The organism is Mesorhizobium sp. RCAM 05099 (assembly GCF_059683685.1).
Map to the genome: position 1 here is coordinate 1980677 of NZ_CM185035.1, position 15429 is coordinate 1996105.

Genomic DNA, 15429 nt, shown 5'->3' on the forward strand with positions numbered 1-15429 from the left:
CCCCCACCCTGGCTCGCCCCCCTTTTCTGAACTGGAGTATAATCATGGCCGTGGAAACGGCGGGCCTGGCGCTCGCAAACGTGCTCTATGAGAAGAAGGGCAACATTGCCTATGTCACCGTAAATCGCCCAAAGGTCCTCAACGCACTCAACACGCCGACATGGTCGGATTTGAGAAAGGCCTTCGAGGACGCTCGCGACGATGATGCGATACGCGGTGTCATTCTGACGGGTGCCGGCGACAAGGCTTTCATCGCTGGCGCCGACATCAGCGAGCTCGCACATGTGTCAGCGTTCGAGGCTGAACAATCCAGTCGCTTCGGTCAAGGAGTGTTGGACCTCGTCGAGAACCTGGGCAAGCCGGTGATTGCGGCCGTGAACGGATTTGCGCTCGGTGGCGGCTGTGAGACGGCGATGGCCTGTACCATCAGGATCGCGGTGGAAACAGCGCGGTTCGGTCAGCCGGAGGTGGTACTGGGCTTGCTGCCGGGTGGCGGCGGAACCCAGCGACTGCCGAGGCTTGTCGGCAAAGGCCGAGCTCTTCAACTCATCCTCTCAGGCGAGATGGTCACGGCGCAGGAGGCGTATCGGATCGGGCTGGTCAACGAGATTGTCCCGGCCGCCGAGCTGATCACACGCGCCGAGGCCATCATCCGCAAGATTGCCGCCAACGCTCCGATCGCCATCAAGTTCGCGCTCGAGGCGGCGAACAAGGGGATGGAGACGAGTCAGAGCGAGGGCCAGCTGCTCGAGGCCTCCTACTTCGGGCTCTGTGCCGCAACCGAGGACAAGAAGGAGGGCACAACTGCCTTCCTCGAGAAGCGTGCGCCTCAGTTCCGTGGGCGCTGAAACAACCGACGCACACGGCAATTCAGAAAGGACAGCCCATATGGCAACCGACAACATTTTCGCTGGATTGAAGGTGGTGGACCTGGCCAGCTTCATCGCGGGACCCGCCGCCGCGGTTATCCTGTCCGACTTTGGTGCCGAGGTTATCAAGGTCGAGCCGCCAACCGGCGACACGTGGCGAATTGGATACAAGGTCCCGCCGCAGCCCCGGTCAAAAGACAACTATCCCTGGCACCTCAACAATCGCAACAAGCGCGGACTGGCGCTGGATCTGAAGTCACCCGAAGCGTGGGAGGTACTGCGACGGCTGGTGGTATGGGCGGACGTTCTGATCGTCAACACACCGCATCCGGCGCGTGAAAAACTGAAGCTCGGCTACGAAAACCTAGCGCCGTGGAATCCGCGCCTGATCTATGCGGACGTCACCGGCTATGGCGACAGCGGGCCTGATGCCCAGCTCCCGGGATTCGACCTCACAGCGTATTGGGCTAGAAGCGGACTGCTTTCGCTCACGCGCGATGCGGGTGCCCCGCCAACGTTCCCCGTCACCGGCAGCGGTGATCATGGCACAGCGGTCAGCCTCTATTCGGCAATCGTCACCGCGCTCTACCGGCGCGAACGCACGGGAAAGGGTTCCTACGTTACCACTTCGCTGCTCGCTGCAGGCGTCTGGGCCTCCGGAGTCATGGCACAGGCCGCGCTTGCCGAAGCAACGTTCTTCCCGTTGCACGATCGCGCCAACCCGCCGAACGCGACGTTGAATGTCTATCGGGCGGCTGACGACAAATGGTTCCTCATCGTGCTGACACCGGATAAATGGCCGGCTCTGGTTAATGCGATTGGTCGCCCGGACCTCTTGACGGATGCCCGCTTCGCGGACCCTGCGAAACAGGCAGCGAATTCGGGGCAGCTTACCACGATCCTGGATCAGACCTTTGCCGCGCAGCCGATGGCACACTGGATCGAAGTGTTCGAACACGCCCATCTGACGTTTGGTGTCGTGCAGGCGCCCGCCGACGTGATCAAGGATCCGCAGCTCAGGGCAAACGACATCGTCGTGCCACTCGAAGGCGCAGGCGGCAACCTCAATTTTACGATCAGCAGCCCGCTACAGGTGCATGGCGTTGCTAAGGCCTCCGCCACGCGAGCGCCGGACCTCGGCGAACACAGTGAGGATATCCTCAGGCAGCTCGGCTTCAGCACCAACGAGATAGACGCTCTGCTCAACAGTGGCACGGTTCCGAAGGCACCTGGACGTGCGGCATAGCTCGAGGCACCGAAGCTGCTCAAGCTTTGCCGAACTTAATCAACTCCTGGATGGACGGAAATTGAAGACAATGGATGACATAGTTACGGAACGTACCGACGGCATACTTCGCATCGAATTGAATCGGCCGGAAAAAAAGAACGCGCTGACTTCGACAATGTACGCGAAGCTCGCCGATATCTTCAACGACGCAGGAAAGGATGACAGTGTTCGTGTCGTGCTTTGGCACGGCGCGGGAGATACTTTCAGCGCCGGCAACGATATCCAGGACTTTCTGAAGAATCCCCCAGGGGCTGGTGAATCTCCCCAGGCTCGACTCATGAACGCGCTGGCTGATTTCGGCAAGCCAATCATTGCGGCCGTGCGTGGCGCCGCAATCGGCAGTGGGACTACCGTGCTGTTGCACTGCGATTTCGTATACGCGGGCGAGAGCACCAGGTTCCAGATGCCTTTCATCAACCTTGCCGTGGTGCCGGAATTTGGCTCGAGCTGCGCCGTTCCGGCTGCGATCGGACACATCCGCGCGGCAGAGTTGATTATGCTGGGATCAGCGTTCGATGCCAGGCGCGCTGTGGAATTGGGATTGGCCACGCAGGTCGTGCTCGATGAGAACCTCCTGCCGGTGGCGACCGAAACGGCGCGAAAGCTGGCAGCCAAACCGGCTGGTGCGCTGCAGGCGTCCAAGAGACTCCTGAAGCTTCCGTTTCGTGAACAGATAAAGGCGGCAATGCAGGCCGAGAACGAGGCATTCAGCCTTCATGTCCGCTCCGAGGAGGCGAAGGAAGCGCTGACGGCCTTTATGGAAAAGCGTCCGCCTGACTTCACCAAAGTCAGAAATCTTGTAGCCGCCGAGTAGGCCGCTATGGGCGAACGAATTTGCAGGATGCCGCACTTCTGCATCGCGGCCGTGAGCTGTGAAAGGAAAGACTATGAATGACGCCTTCACGACGAAGTCGAAACCAATATCGGGCAGCAAGAGTACGATTGGTCGACTGTTCGTACTCGAACTGAGTGGTCACCGTATCCATTCGATGAACCCGGACGGCTCCGACCGGAAGGTCATCGTCACCGATTGTCATCTGCCTGACGGCATCGTGGTCGATGCCGAGGCCGGCCATATCTACTGGACGAACATGGGGGTGCCCAGCCTCAATGACGGTTCCATCGAGCGGGCCGATCTCGACGGCGGCAATCGCAGGATTATAGTTCCCAAAGGCATCACACACACGCCGAAACAGCTTCACCTGGAAAAGCGGAGCGGCAAGCTCTACTGGTGCGACCGGGAAGGCATGCGAGTGATGCGCGCAAACCTCGACGGCACGGACGTCGAGACGCTGGTCCAGACCGGCGAGGGCGAGGACGACAGTCGCGATGCCACCAAATGGTGCGTCGGCATAACGGTCGACCCTGAGCGCCAGCAAATCTACTGGACGCAGAAGGGGCCGGACAATGCGGGCCTCGGCTGCATATTCCGGGCGGGCATCGACATACCTAATGGCGAGGACGCCGCCAGTCGAACGGATATCGAAACATGGTTCGATGAGCTGCCCGAACCGATTGACCTCGAGCTCGATCTTGCAAGTCGCTTTCTCTACTGGACGGATCGCGGCAATCCGCCTGCTGGCAATACCGTCAATCGTGCCTCGATCGAAGCACCGGCCAGAAATGGATATGCACCTGAGCTTCTCATCAGCGATCTGATGGAAGGCATCGGTATCGCGCTCGACGTTGCTGGCGATCGGATGTTCGTCACCGATCTTGGAGGCTCGGTCTATACCGCAAAACTCGACGGCTTGGAGAAGCGCGCGTTTCTCTTCGCGCAAGGCAATCTGTCCGGCGTCGCCTACGCCGAAATCCCCTCGAAGGAGAAATGACCATGGCTGACAGCAAGCAGATCTCTCAGGTCGCCATTATCGGTACGGGCGTCATCGGCGCCAGCTGGGCGGCACAATTCCTGGCCAAGGGCCTCGATGTCGTGGCGACGGATATAGCCCCCAATGCGGAAGCTTCATTGAGACGCTTTATCGACGCCGCTTGGCCTGCACTCGACAGGCTGGGGCTCGCGCCCGGCGCCTCCCCAATGCGGCTGGCTTTTAGCGCCGACATGGCAGCGGCCGTCAAGGGAGCCGATCTTGTACAGGAGAATGGACCAGAGCGGATCGACTTCAAGAAAAAGCTGTACGGCCAGCTCGACGAATTGCTGCCGCCCGATGTGATTATCGCCTCGAGCTCTTCGGGTCTGACCATGAGCGAGATCCAGTCCGGCTGTCCTAACCATCCCGAGCGGTGCGTCATCGCGCACCCGTTCAATCCGCCACATCTGGTGCCACTGGTCGAGATCGTCGGCGGCTCCAAGACGTCCGAGGAGACGATCCGGCGCGCATCGGAATTCTATACGGCTCTGGGCAAGAAGACCGTCCGCCTGCACAAAGAAGTGCCCGGCCATGTCGCCAATCGGCTACAGGCTGCCCTTGCCCGCGAAGTGTACTACTTGGTCGGCGAGGGCGTCGTCAGCGTCGCCGACGCCGACACCGCGGTCTCGTGGGGACCGGGGCTGCGCTGGGGCATCATGGGCCAGGTCCTGCTCAACCATCTTGGTGGCGGACAGGGCGGCATGGAGCATTTCCTGCAGCAATTCACCGGTCCGATGTCGGCCTGGTGGAAGGTGCTGGGTTCGCCGGAACTGACGCCGGAGCTGCAGAAGAAGCTGATCGATGGTGTTCACGCTGAGGTCGGCTCGCGGTCGATCGATGACCTGGCCGAGCAAAGGGACGAGGTCCTACTTGGGCTTCTGGAGTTGCGAAACAAGGCGGATGCAGAAGCGGCGCCGTCGAGTAAGGCCAATCGCGTCGCCTAGAACCGAGGCGGGCCAATTGAGGCCGGCCATCATCAAGCCATTTGGCCGGCGTCCTCGCCATCGAGCGCTGACGCGCGACATATCCCTGAGGACGCCGCCATGGCTGGATTACAAGTCACCAACTCCGCCTACCACTATCCGCTGATCATCAAGCAGCTGTGGCATACGCCGCTCCTGCAGGCGCCTGATCAGGAGATCGTCTATCGGGACAGGACGCGGTTCACCTACCGCCAGTTGCGCGACCGCATCGGGCGGCTCGCGTACACCCTCGACAGGCTTGGCGTACGCGCCGGCGACACGGTCGGCGTGCTCGACTGGGACAGCAACCGGTTCCTGGAGGCCTACTTTGCCGTCCCCATGATGGGGGCTGTCTTGCAGACGGTGAACGTGCGTCTGTCGCCGGAACAGATCGCTTATACGATCGACCACGCAGGCTCGTCGGTGCTTCTCGTCAATGACGACTTCGTTCCGGTTCTAGAAGACATCAAGCAGCAATTGCCCAAAGTGAAGACGTTGGTCCTGATGTCGGATCGGGCAGCGCCTGAGACAGGTGGGCTTTCGTTCGCCGGCGAATATGAGGATCTGCTGCGTGGCGCTTCGCCCGACTACGCTTTCCCGGACTTCGACGAGAACAGGATTGCCACCACCTTTTATACGACGGGCACAACGGGTTCGCCGAAAGGTGTCTACTTCAGCCATCGCCAGCTGGTGCTGCATTCGCTCGCCGAAATGGCCTTCCTGGGCAGCGCCGCGAAACAAGGTCGGTTCTGCCGCGACGACGTCTATATGCCGATCACCCCGATGTTTCATGTCCACGCCTGGGGGTTTCCGTGGACGGCGACGCTTTCCGGCGTCAAGCAAGTGTATCCGGGACGATACGATCCCGCCGTGCTCCTCAGGCTGATCAAGACCGAAGGCGTTACCTTCACGCATGGCGTGCCGACGATCCTGCAGATGTTGCTCGGCGCGGCCACGGCGGCAAACACCGATCTCGCAGGCTTGAAGATGGTGATCGGCGGATCCGAACTTCCAAAGGCGCTTGCCAGACAGGCGCTGGCGCTGGGCGTCGACGTCTATGCCGGCTACGGCATGTCGGAAAGCGCACCGCTGCTTTGCCTGGCGCAGGTGCAATCCGCGGACCTGGCAGGCGGCTCCGATGAGGAGATCGATATCCGCACCAAGGCCGGCATGGCCGCACCGCTGGTCGACATCCGTTTGCTCGACAGGGACCGCAGCCAACTACCGCATGACGGAAAAACCCCTGGCGAAATCGTCGTGCGCGCGCCGTGGCTCACGCAGGGATATGTCGACAACGCCGAAGCGTCGGAGCAATTGTGGGCTGGCGGCTATATGCACACCGGCGACATCGGTATCATCGAGCCTGACGGATATGTCCGCATCGTCGACCGGATCAAGGATGTCATAAAGACCGGCGGCGAATGGGTGTCATCGCTGCAGCTCGAAGATCTCATCTCGCAATGCGAGGGTGTGTCGGAAGCCGCCGTCATCGGCGTCAAGGACGACAAATGGGGAGAGCGACCGCTGGCGCTCGTCATTCGGGACGTCCACTCCGGCAAAGATCTCAGCGACACGCAAATCAAGGCGCACCTGAAAGCCTTCGCCGATGCCGGCGTGATTTCGAAATTCGGAATTCCGGACAAGATCCTGTTTGTCGACGCGCTCCCCAAGACAAGCGTCGGTAAGTTCGACAAAAAGAAACTCAGAGAGCAATACGGCGAACGCTAGCTGATACTCGCGCCTCAGGGATGCTGGAGCGCAGGGCGCGCCGCACGCAACCGCACGCTCTTTGCTCCGCACGTGAAGGCGGCTGGGTCGCCTTGCTCCTTGCGATGGAGTGCGCAGAGACAACCAAATCGCAGCATGCCGATGCAAGCGACAAACATCCCTCCCGGCTACCCTTTCTTGCTAATATATCGACAGAGAGCAGGCCGTTCGCTGCATTTCGGACGAGCCCTCATCATAAATATACATGGATTGGCGAGGCGAACTCGCCTCCGCCCAAGCGCATTCATATGATTTTGCCTACACCAGCCTTGCAGAGCGTCCTAGGATGAGGGGAGCCATCCCGGAAGCTTCGCCAATCGCTCGAATGAAGCGAGAGGATATGGTCCATCTCCGGCACAGCGGGTAAGGTGACCGCGCCCCCTCTGCCGGGTCGTCCACGGTCTTCCGCGACATGGCGCTTCCGGCAAAGGCAGGTCCGAATCGGGAGACCGGTCATGGAGCGAGCTTTGTCAAAGGACGGTGACGGAGCCGAGGTGGCTCTCTTAAGCGGCGAGCAAGAACATCGTTTGCTGGTGGAGACGATCCCGACGCTGGTGTGGCGAGCCGCACCCGACGGCAATATCGAGTACGTCAACAAGCGCGTGCTCGACTATTTCGGTGCACCGCTTGATGAGATTACTGGCTGGGGATGGGCGGAAAGAGTTCATCCGGAGGACGTCGCCTTCAAGGTGAGGAGCTGGCTCACAAACCTCGAGACTGCAAGTCCACACGATGTGGTCTGTAGATTTCGCGGTGCCGACGGTCAATATCGCTGGTTCAATGTACGGGGAGCACCTCTGAACGCCGGAGACGGCCGTGTCCTCCGCTGGTACGGCGTCCTGATCGATATTGACGATCAAAAGAAAGCGGAGGAGGCCCTTCGCGAAAGCGAATTCACGCTCCGTCAAATCTTCGAGACTGTGCCAGGTCTAATCTGGTTGGCCGAACCAACGGGCAACCCGACCTATGTCAACCAACGCATCTTGGATTACAACGGCGCGCCGTTTGAAGAATTTGTTGGTCAGGGTTGGGAGGCATTCATACACCCCGACGACCGCCCGGAAACAGCAAACGCTTTCCGCCAGGCAATCCAGACCGCAACTTCCCACGAGATTGTTCACCGTCTGCGTCGGTCGGACGGCGCATATCGCTGGCATCACACTCGTGCTGAACCCCTGCGAGATCAGCAGGGAAGCGTCATCCAGTGGTATGGCCTGTCCGTCGATATCGATGAAGGCAAGAGAGCCGAAGACCTGCTACGCCGCAGCGAAGCCTATCTGGCGGAAGCACAACGGCTGAGCCGAAGCGGCGCGTCGGCCTTCAACGAGTCTACGATTCTCCATCGAGTTTCGGTCCGGTATCGGTCAGGGCGAGATGCCGCCGCTCTTCGTCATCGGCCCATCGGGCGGCTCGGAACTGGTCAACTACCGCGCCCGGCAGAATTATTACGTTGTCGACCGGCTGTTTCCCGCCGCCGAACTGAGGCTAGGCGACAAGACGAGCGAGAAGCGTGTCAGAATCGTGCGCACTGACGGGAAAAAACCACAGCGCAGCACGGGGCTGTTCCGATGAGCGACGTTGCAAATCCCCCGAACGCGGACATCAGGGCCGAACTACGTCTGAGGCCCGAGCCCGCCAGGGTCACGCGCCTTTCGCGCAAGGTGCTGATCGGTCTTGGTGGAGTGGCCAGCGCTGCGATCCTTGGCACACTGATCTGGGCGCTCGACACCAGGCGGCGCGGCAACGATGGGCCGTCCGAACTCTTCACCACTGAAAATCGATCGACCGCCGACGGGCTACAAACCTTGCCGAAGGATTATGCCGGCGTTCCAAAACTCGGCGCGCCTTTGCCCGGCGATCTCGGCCGCCCAATCCTGCGTGCGCAGGAGCGCGGCCAGTCGATCGAGGTGCCCAACGTCAGTACGCCGCGCGCCGATCCGGACGAGCAGCGTCGCTTGGCAGAGATTGAGGCCGCGCGTGTCGCAAAGCTCTTTACCGACACCAACACGCGAGCGAATCCTGCGCGGCAGGATACTGGTGCAGGAAATGCCGTGGCGAACGCCATGTCCGGCTTGACACCACCGACCGAACAGCCGCCGCTCGATCCTGGCGCTACGCAAAACATGCAGGATCGCAAGCTCGCCTTCGTCAACGCCGAACCGGATCGACGCACCGTCAGTCCTGATCGTCTCGCCGGGAAGGCCTCGCGCTATGTCGTTCAGGCCGGCACGGTCATTCCGGCTGCACTCATTACTGGTATCCGTTCCGACCTTCCCGGTCAGATCACCGCTCAGGTCACGGAGAACGTTTACGACAGTCCATCAGGATCGTATCTGCTGATTCCGCAGGGTGCGAGGCTGATCGGTCAGTATGACAGCCAGGTCGCCTTCGGTCAGTCACGCGTGCTGCTGGTCTGGAACCGACTGATCATGCCGGACGGCACCTCGATCGTGCTGGAGCGCCAGCAGGGCGCTGACGCAGAGGGGTTTTCCGGGCTGGAAGACGAGGTCGACCATCACTGGGGTCGGCTCTTCCGGGCGGCGGCGCTCTCGACCCTCCTCGGCGTGGGGACCTCGCTTGGTTCCGGCGACGGTGAAAGCGATATCGCTAAGGCCATCCGCGAAAGCGCACAGGATTCGGCTTCCAATGTCGGTCAGCAGATCGTGCGCGACCAGCTGAACGTCCAGCCGACGCTTACCATCCGCCCCGGTTTTCCGGTTCGGGTCATCGTCAATCGTGACCTTGTGCTGGCGCCCTATGGCACGGCAAAGGAGCCGTCATGATCAAGCTGAAGCTTTCCGCCATTCCTGATGATCGGCCGGTCAAGATCACGATCGAAGTGCCCGCCGCCGTTCACCGCGATCTCGTCGCCTATGCTGAGGTGCTCGGCCGCGAAACCGGACGGACCGTCGCCGATCCGGCAAAGCTGATTGCACCGATGCTGGCGCGGTTCATGGCGACAGATCGGGCGTTCAGCCGAGCCCGAAACGATCCTAAAGGCGGCTGATTTCGTGCGCGGATGATGAAGGGTGTCAGGACGCAGGAGACCGCGTCCGGAGCAACGCGATGAAGGGAGCCACGTTGGGATCGCTGCCCATCGATCCAACGACAGCGTTGAGAAACGCGCAATGGCAAAGGGACGCACCCACCCCGGTCGATGGCTGGACACTCCGCCCCGACCCTGTTGCGTCAACCTGCTCGAGCGCTTCATCCAGATCGTTCAGAATGCGGCGGAGGTTGGCCAGGAAGCGTTCGCCGGCAGCCGTCGTGGTGACCCCGCCCGGATGGCGTTCGAACAAGGCCACGCCCAAGGTCAACTCGAGATGCCTGGTGCGCCTGCTGAGCGCGGAATGATGAATTCGCAGTCGCCGGGAGGCACCGAGAAAGCTGCCTTCCTCGGCGATAACGATCGTACAGTAAAGCGTGATCAGCTGAATGGAGCGCCACATTGCAACTCCTTTTTGCGGAAACGATGTCTCCATCTCACGAGATTGAGCTTTTGATGCCTGGGCTGCGCGTCTCGCGAAGCCTTTGCAGCGTGCGCTCATCGAAACGCGCCGTCACCGCGACTGTCTCTTCACCGCCGATGAGCCTCGGAAGCCCCAGCGGTGTCACTCTGAAATGCAACTGAACCAGGCGCAGCAGCCAAAGCGGGTTCATTTCGATGATGATTGTGTCGACGCCGCTGCCCAGGCCCCACTCGACAATGCCGGACAAAAGCGCATTCGCGACAGGACTGAGCATGCGTCCGCGTTCGCGAAATTGCGGTTCGACGCAGTAGCGCGTCCATTCCCAGATGTTTGCGCCAACCGGCCGCTCGCCTTCGCAAAGATCCAACAGGACCTCCGACAAAAGGTGCGGTCGCGTCGAAGGCAGCATGCGTTGGTAGCCGACAACGTGATTTTCGGTGAGAAAGAGCATGTGAACTGCGTGCTCATCGTCGAAGCGGTCGATCTCACGACCGTCTTCGCGGCGCAGATCAGTCCAGCCCTTTTCTTCGACAAATACCGTGTGGCGCAGGCGAAATGCCTGATCCAACTCCGCTTGATATTCTTCCGCATTCTGCGCTGTAACGATAAGAAGCATCTTAGTTGTCCTCCAGTTTCGAGGTCAACCAATGGTCGTTTCCGGTAGAAGGCGGCATCACGCAATTGCGTGAGTTAGGCGATCAAACCGTGGCGAAAAGCTTCCGCGACAGCGTGTACGGTGTTTGCTACTCCGAGCCTCTCCCGCGCCGATCGCAGATGAGTATCTGCCGTATTGCGGCTGATGCTGAGGCGATCAGCGATTTCGTCCACGGTGAAGCCTTCCGAGGCCCAGTGCAGGACGTCCCTCTGTCGCGGGGACAGGCGCACCGGTTTCGAATCCCATTTTCTATCCGCGAGAGTAACCGCGCAGCCGAAAGAGCAGGCGGCAACGAACTGAAAAGCGAGACGGTCGTGAGGGTCGGGATCCAGCTTTTCACCGGCGACGGAAAAGCCAACCGCCTGTCGTTCCAATGTCGCGAACGGTATAGTGAAACCTTCGCACAATTTGAACTCGGTTGCTTCGTCCATGACCCGCCGACCGACAGGACCCACCCTGCACATCTCATCCATTTCGCTCCAGCGGAAAGGGCTGCTACCACGACTTACGAGTTGAATGGTTGGATCACGATAAAGATAGCCCTTTGAAAAATAGCGCTCGGACCATTGTTCTGGCCAAGCGTCGAGCAGGACATGTGAAACCTGCTCACGCCTTAAGGCACGAGGTGGAGGAATTGGTCCTGCCAGCAAGTTCGTAGCGCCAAATCGTTCGGCGTAGCAAAGCAGGTGCCGACATATTTCTTGTTGGGTTGAACTCCGCCGAATTCTACACAGAAACTCGAGCGTATCATCAAGACGTCTGCGCCAAACTGCAGTTTCTCTCATAACGATCAGATGTCATCCCTGCGAGACGGGAGCGACAACCCCAGTCGTCGCGTGTCGCCCTCCGGCCCTGTAATTTCCCACAGACCCCAGTGGTCTCTCTCAGTCACACCGGCCGTCTCGCTCCGCCGGGATTACGCCAGTACACATAGCCAGTTCCACATCCGGTTCTCCTCTTCTTGCATCGCCAATCGGGGCGGAATCACATGACGGGTAGGCTATGCGATGGCATCGTTTTGCGCTCGAATGGGGTGCCGGTGGGCAATCAGGGAGGTTTTATGCCCACCGGCGTCCTGGCTCGGCCGCCGCGCTGCCAGGATAGCGGAATGACGATCGACCGAGGCGCATACGGCTACAATCCACAGTTCTTCCAATAACCCTTTAGGCCCTCCAGGTGTTCGATCTTCGGGCTTGCCCGCGCAAACTGCGCGGATGTGCCAATCGGCGGTCGGCCCGTACGCCTACACACGTTGGTCACGGTGCGAAACTCGAGTGACATTTTGATCCGCGCGATCGCGCGCCTATAGACAATCTGCCAATAGCGGCGGTAGCGCACTGACATTCAGTCCAATTCTGCTTGAGTGCATCAATTGGCTTCTCTCGGAGCCGTCTGAATTCACTCAGATTGTCACCTTTGCGTATTCGCGTTCGCTGTCGGCACACCAGTTCCCAACATTCCAGGATCCATAGGAGCCGAGATTGCTCACGTCGCTCCCGGCATCCCAATATACCGGGACATGCACCAGCGACAGGCCGTCGTAGGAATGTGCCGCCTTGAGCGCGTTGAGCAGTTCCTCGCGGCTATAGCCACCGAAATGCGTGGACAGTCCCGGGATGACCTTGGCCAGTGCCACATAGTCCACGGCAACGGCGTCATTGGTGGCGTAGATGTTGCCGAACTGCGCCGCCTGCAGGCCGCTGATGGCGCCCATCCTGCGGTTGTCGAGCAGAACGATCATGCCGCGCACGCCATGTTCTATCCCATCGGTCAGCACTTGCGGATTCATCCAGAAGGCACCGTCGCCCGACACGGCAATGCTGTAGCGCGGCTTGTCCGCGATGGCTGAGGCCACCAGAGAACTGACGGCAAAGCCCATATAAGAGGCCCCGCCTTCACTCATGGTGTCGAACGGCCGGTCGTCCTCGCAGATCTGCAGCGCGTTGCATTGCACGTCACCGGAATCGAAGAATTTAACCGCATCCACCGCCTTGGCGAAATCCACGATCTGCTTGATCGCCACTGGCTGGGTCAGAACCGTCCTCTGCCAGACCCGGTCATATTGCGGCTCGACCGCGTAGCGTGTCTCGCGCAGCTCGCGCCATTCCTTCTTTTTGGCCTGGCAAGCTTGGGTCCAGGTCGCCCGCCCGGCGAGGTCGAGGTCATCCAGTCGCTTCAGTAGCGCTTCGATGCTGGCTGCAAGATCGCCCACCAGCGCGACTGTCTTGTTGTAATGGTTCACATCCGACCAGTCCGCATTGATGTTGATGACCGCCTTGGCGTTCCTGTAGCCAAGCCCCGAGCAATCCGCCTGACAGACCGAGCGCGAGCCCGCGACGATTACCAGGTCAGCCTCCGACATGGCGAAATTGCCTGAAAGCGAGCCCTTGGTGCCGCCCACATGCAGGTTGTTAGGGTGCAGATCCGGTAAGATGCCGGAACTGACGGGAGATGTAATAACCGCGGCGCCCGTGCGTTCGGCGAGGTTGCGGATAGACTCGCCGTGGCGCCGGCTGCCGCCGCCGGCCTTGATGACGATACGGTCGAATTTCCGAATCAAAGCGGCGGCGTCGTCCAGATCCGGCTCGGAGGCCGCGCCAAGTCTCGCCGACATTCGCTGCGGCAGCGCCAGCAGATTCAGCCCATGGATTGTGCGCGGCTGGATGTTCATCGGCACATGGACGAAGAATGGGCCGGCGTGGAAGGGATGGAACACCCGCGCGCTGCCGCGCCTCATCATATCGCGCAGAGCCTCGGGCGTGTGCAGGAGATAGGATTCGGAGGCCAAAGCTGTCATGCGGCTGAAGATATGTTGCTCTGTCGGTTTCGGGATGCCCTGGAAGTTCTGTCCTTCGCCATGGGTCGTTTCGTCCCCGTAGATATGATAGAGGCCAACCCCGTTGGTGATCGATGTAAGCGCCCCAGCCATGGCCTGCAGTGGTCCGGGCCCGATTGAGGCCACCAGCGCAACCGGCTCGTCGTAAAGCCAGCGCATCGTGGTGGCGGCATGCGCCATCGAGACCTCGTTGTGGAAGGCGTAGGTTTTCACCAGCCCCGCCTCCTCGTAGATTCGCAGCATATCCCCAATCGAGGTCGAGCCATGGCCGAAGATCGCCAGGTATTTCCTCACGCCCTGGCGCAGCAGCCCGAGCACGATCCCCTCCGACACCGACGCGTCCACAAATTGCTCTAACGTGCCCGCCTCTATGGCCGCCTCGATGCCACCGGCAGCGGCGATGGCGGCAGCACGCGTCTCCGCCGAGAGACCAGATCCATCCATGACATTCATTGTAATGATCCTCCCACGTCGCTCGATCCACGATCCGAATCCGACGCTATTATGACAACACATATTTCAATATAAGAAACGGTCAACAGCTGTCAGTCAAGAAAGTTCTGGATTTGCGGTTCAGTTTATGCATTTCTAAAATCAGAATTGTGACTATGACAACAGACGAAAAGGGAGGGAAGCGAAATGAAGCTGTTATCGAGAGCAATCGGAATGACCGCGGTTCTGGTCGGGCTGGCTGGCGTGACGCCGGTGCCTGCGATGGCTGAGGACGCGATTGGTATCGCGAGTTCCGGCGGGATAATGCTTGAGGCAGGCCGGGCTGCGCTTTGGGGTCCCGCGACCGAAAAGCTCGGCCTGAAGTACCTTGAGGATACAATCGATGAAGGTCTGAACGCCGTCCGGCTGCAGGTGAATGCCAACAACGTCACCTATGATCTGGTGCAGATGGCAAACTATGAGGCAGCGCTCGGCGGCAAGGAGGGGATCCTTACGCCCATCGACTATTCGGTGGTCAACAAGAATGGCTTCAACGGAACCGCCACCGACTACTGTGTGGGTTACCAGACCTATACATTCTCGCTAGCCTGGAACACCAAAACCTATGGAAAGAAGGGTCCGCAGAGTTGGGCGGACTTCTGGGACGTGAAAAAGTTCCCGGGAACCCGCGCCATGCGCGCCAATGCCGAAGCGCAGCTTGAGGCAGCACTTATGGCCGACGGCGTCGCGCCCGAGAATGTCTACAAAGTACTCGCGGAGAAAGGCGGGGTGGAACGCGCCATCGCAAAGCTTGAGGAACTCAAGCCTCACGTCGCGGTCTGGTGGACGAGCGGCGCACAGGTGGCGCAGCTATTGCGGGACGGCGAGGTTGACATGACAACCGGCTGGAATGGTCGCTTCCAGGCCGTCCAGAAAGACGGCGGGCCGGCAGACTTTACCTGGAACCAGGGCATCCTGGGGGTGGACTGTTTCGCCATACCGAAAGGCGCGCCGCATCTCGAGAAGGCCATGCAAATGCTGGCCTACATGGCTGAGCCCGAACCTCAGGCCAGGATGGCAACCCGCACGAACTATGGGCCTGGAAACAGCAAGGCTTTTGACACCGGGATCATATCCCAAGATACCGTCAAGCTGCTGCCCAATTATCCCGAGAACGCAAAGACACAGATTACGCTGGATCCGGACTGGTGGGCGGCGAACAACAACCGCGCTCAGAAGCTTTTCGACGAAATGCTGACCCGATGAGCTCGAGGCATCG

At 60.1% G+C, this 15429-nt stretch carries 13 protein-coding genes and 2 pseudogenes; 11 read left to right on the forward strand and 4 right to left on the reverse strand.

Annotated elements, in window-relative coordinates:
• Positions 1 to 44: 44 nt before the first annotated feature.
• The 10 genes and pseudogenes from AC56QQ_RS09710 (at position 45) to AC56QQ_RS09755 (ending at position 9764) form a co-directional block, all read left to right on the forward strand.
• The gene (locus AC56QQ_RS09710) at positions 45 to 848 is read left to right on the forward strand and encodes an enoyl-CoA hydratase-related protein (protein WP_497126695.1); all 804 of its coding nucleotides are present in this window, start codon (positions 45 to 47) and stop codon (positions 846 to 848) included.
• Between the two features lie 40 nt (positions 849 to 888).
• Positions 889 to 2115 (forward strand): CaiB/BaiF CoA transferase family protein, encoded by a 1227-nt coding sequence (locus tag AC56QQ_RS09715; RefSeq protein WP_497126697.1) that lies wholly within the window; start codon positions 889 to 891, stop codon positions 2113 to 2115.
• 70 nt (positions 2116 to 2185) lie between these two features.
• Positions 2186 to 2971 (forward strand): enoyl-CoA hydratase, encoded by a 786-nt coding sequence (locus AC56QQ_RS09720; RefSeq protein WP_497126699.1) that lies wholly within the window; start codon positions 2186 to 2188, stop codon positions 2969 to 2971.
• Between the two features lie 73 nt (positions 2972 to 3044).
• Positions 3045 to 3989, forward strand: coding sequence for a 3-hydroxyacyl-CoA dehydrogenase (locus AC56QQ_RS09725; RefSeq protein ID WP_497126701.1), 945 nt, complete (start codon positions 3045 to 3047; stop codon positions 3987 to 3989).
• 2 nt (positions 3990 to 3991) lie between these two features.
• Positions 3992 to 4972, forward strand: a complete 981-nt coding sequence (locus AC56QQ_RS09730) for a 3-hydroxyacyl-CoA dehydrogenase NAD-binding domain-containing protein (RefSeq protein ID WP_497126703.1) — start codon at positions 3992 to 3994, stop codon at positions 4970 to 4972.
• Positions 4973 to 5071: 99 nt separating this feature from the next.
• Complete coding sequence (locus tag AC56QQ_RS09735) at positions 5072 to 6718, forward strand: fatty acid--CoA ligase (protein ID WP_497126705.1); 1647 nt, start codon at positions 5072 to 5074, stop codon at positions 6716 to 6718.
• A 494-nt stretch (positions 6719 to 7212) separates the two neighbouring features.
• Positions 7213 to 7950: pseudogene (locus AC56QQ_RS09740) on the forward strand (PAS domain-containing protein); the annotation flags it as partial.
• Between the two features lie 148 nt (positions 7951 to 8098).
• Positions 8099 to 8329, forward strand: a pseudogene (locus AC56QQ_RS09745) (TrbG/VirB9 family P-type conjugative transfer protein); the annotation flags it as partial.
• Positions 8326 to 9540: a TraB/TrbI/VirB10 family type IV secretion system protein gene (locus AC56QQ_RS09750; protein WP_489862943.1), complete on the forward strand. Its 1215-nt coding sequence runs from the start codon at positions 8326 to 8328 to the stop codon at positions 9538 to 9540. The pseudogene AC56QQ_RS09745 and the gene AC56QQ_RS09750, both read left to right, overlap by 4 nt.
• Positions 9537 to 9764: a DUF2274 domain-containing protein gene (locus AC56QQ_RS09755; protein ID WP_489862942.1), complete on the forward strand. Its 228-nt coding sequence runs from the start codon at positions 9537 to 9539 to the stop codon at positions 9762 to 9764. Before AC56QQ_RS09750 ends, AC56QQ_RS09755 begins: the two co-directional genes overlap by 4 nt.
• 25 nt (positions 9765 to 9789) lie before the next feature.
• Here AC56QQ_RS09755 and AC56QQ_RS09760 read toward each other — a convergent pair whose 3' ends face one another.
• The 4 genes from AC56QQ_RS09760 to AC56QQ_RS09775 all read right to left on the reverse strand — a co-directional run bounded on the left by AC56QQ_RS09760 (position 9790) and on the right by AC56QQ_RS09775 (position 14171).
• Positions 9790 to 10206, reverse strand: coding sequence for a LysR family transcriptional regulator (locus AC56QQ_RS09760; protein WP_489862941.1), 417 nt, complete (start codon positions 10204 to 10206; stop codon positions 9790 to 9792).
• Between the two features lie 34 nt (positions 10207 to 10240).
• Positions 10241 to 10843, reverse strand: a complete 603-nt coding sequence (locus AC56QQ_RS09765) for an acyl-homoserine-lactone synthase (protein WP_489862940.1) — start codon at positions 10841 to 10843, stop codon at positions 10241 to 10243.
• 74 nt (positions 10844 to 10917) lie between these two features.
• Positions 10918 to 11667: a helix-turn-helix transcriptional regulator gene (locus AC56QQ_RS09770; RefSeq protein ID WP_489862939.1), complete on the reverse strand. Its 750-nt coding sequence runs from the start codon at positions 11665 to 11667 to the stop codon at positions 10918 to 10920.
• 617 nt (positions 11668 to 12284) lie between these two features.
• Entirely contained in the window at positions 12285 to 14171 is a 1887-nt protein-coding gene (locus AC56QQ_RS09775) for a thiamine pyrophosphate-dependent enzyme (protein ID WP_489862938.1), read from the reverse strand.
• A gap of 186 nt (positions 14172 to 14357) precedes the next feature.
• Here AC56QQ_RS09775 and AC56QQ_RS09780 point away from each other — a divergent pair, with 186 nt between their 5' ends.
• Entirely contained in the window at positions 14358 to 15416 is a 1059-nt protein-coding gene (locus AC56QQ_RS09780; RefSeq protein WP_497126707.1) for an ABC transporter substrate-binding protein, read from the forward strand.
• The last annotated feature ends 13 nt before the right edge of the window (positions 15417 to 15429 follow it).

Excerpts from the sequence above, each read along its gene's own strand:
- AC56QQ_RS09765 (WP_489862940.1), bottom strand. The coding sequence starts at position 10,843 with ATGCTTCTTATCGTTACAGCGCAGAATGCGGAAGAATATCAAGCGGAG.
- AC56QQ_RS09710 (WP_497126695.1), top strand. The coding sequence starts at position 45 with ATGGCCGTGGAAACGGCGGGCCTGGCGCTCGCAAACGTGCTCTATGAG.
- AC56QQ_RS09725 (WP_497126701.1), top strand. The coding sequence starts at position 3,045 with ATGAATGACGCCTTCACGACGAAGTCGAAACCAATATCGGGCAGCAAG.
- AC56QQ_RS09760 (WP_489862941.1), bottom strand. The coding sequence starts at position 10,206 with ATGTGGCGCTCCATTCAGCTGATCACGCTTTACTGTACGATCGTTATC.
- AC56QQ_RS09755 (WP_489862942.1), top strand. The coding sequence starts at position 9,537 with ATGATCAAGCTGAAGCTTTCCGCCATTCCTGATGATCGGCCGGTCAAG.
- AC56QQ_RS09715 (WP_497126697.1), top strand. The coding sequence starts at position 889 with ATGGCAACCGACAACATTTTCGCTGGATTGAAGGTGGTGGACCTGGCC.
- AC56QQ_RS09735 (WP_497126705.1), top strand. The coding sequence starts at position 5,072 with ATGGCTGGATTACAAGTCACCAACTCCGCCTACCACTATCCGCTGATC.
- AC56QQ_RS09770 (WP_489862939.1), bottom strand. The coding sequence starts at position 11,667 with ATGAGAGAAACTGCAGTTTGGCGCAGACGTCTTGATGATACGCTCGAG.
- AC56QQ_RS09750 (WP_489862943.1), top strand. The coding sequence starts at position 8,326 with ATGAGCGACGTTGCAAATCCCCCGAACGCGGACATCAGGGCCGAACTA.
- AC56QQ_RS09730 (WP_497126703.1), top strand. The coding sequence starts at position 3,992 with ATGGCTGACAGCAAGCAGATCTCTCAGGTCGCCATTATCGGTACGGGC.
- AC56QQ_RS09775 (WP_489862938.1), bottom strand. The coding sequence starts at position 14,171 with ATGAATGTCATGGATGGATCTGGTCTCTCGGCGGAGACGCGTGCTGCC.
- AC56QQ_RS09720 (WP_497126699.1), top strand. The coding sequence starts at position 2,186 with ATGGATGACATAGTTACGGAACGTACCGACGGCATACTTCGCATCGAA.
- AC56QQ_RS09780 (WP_497126707.1), top strand. The coding sequence starts at position 14,358 with ATGAAGCTGTTATCGAGAGCAATCGGAATGACCGCGGTTCTGGTCGGG.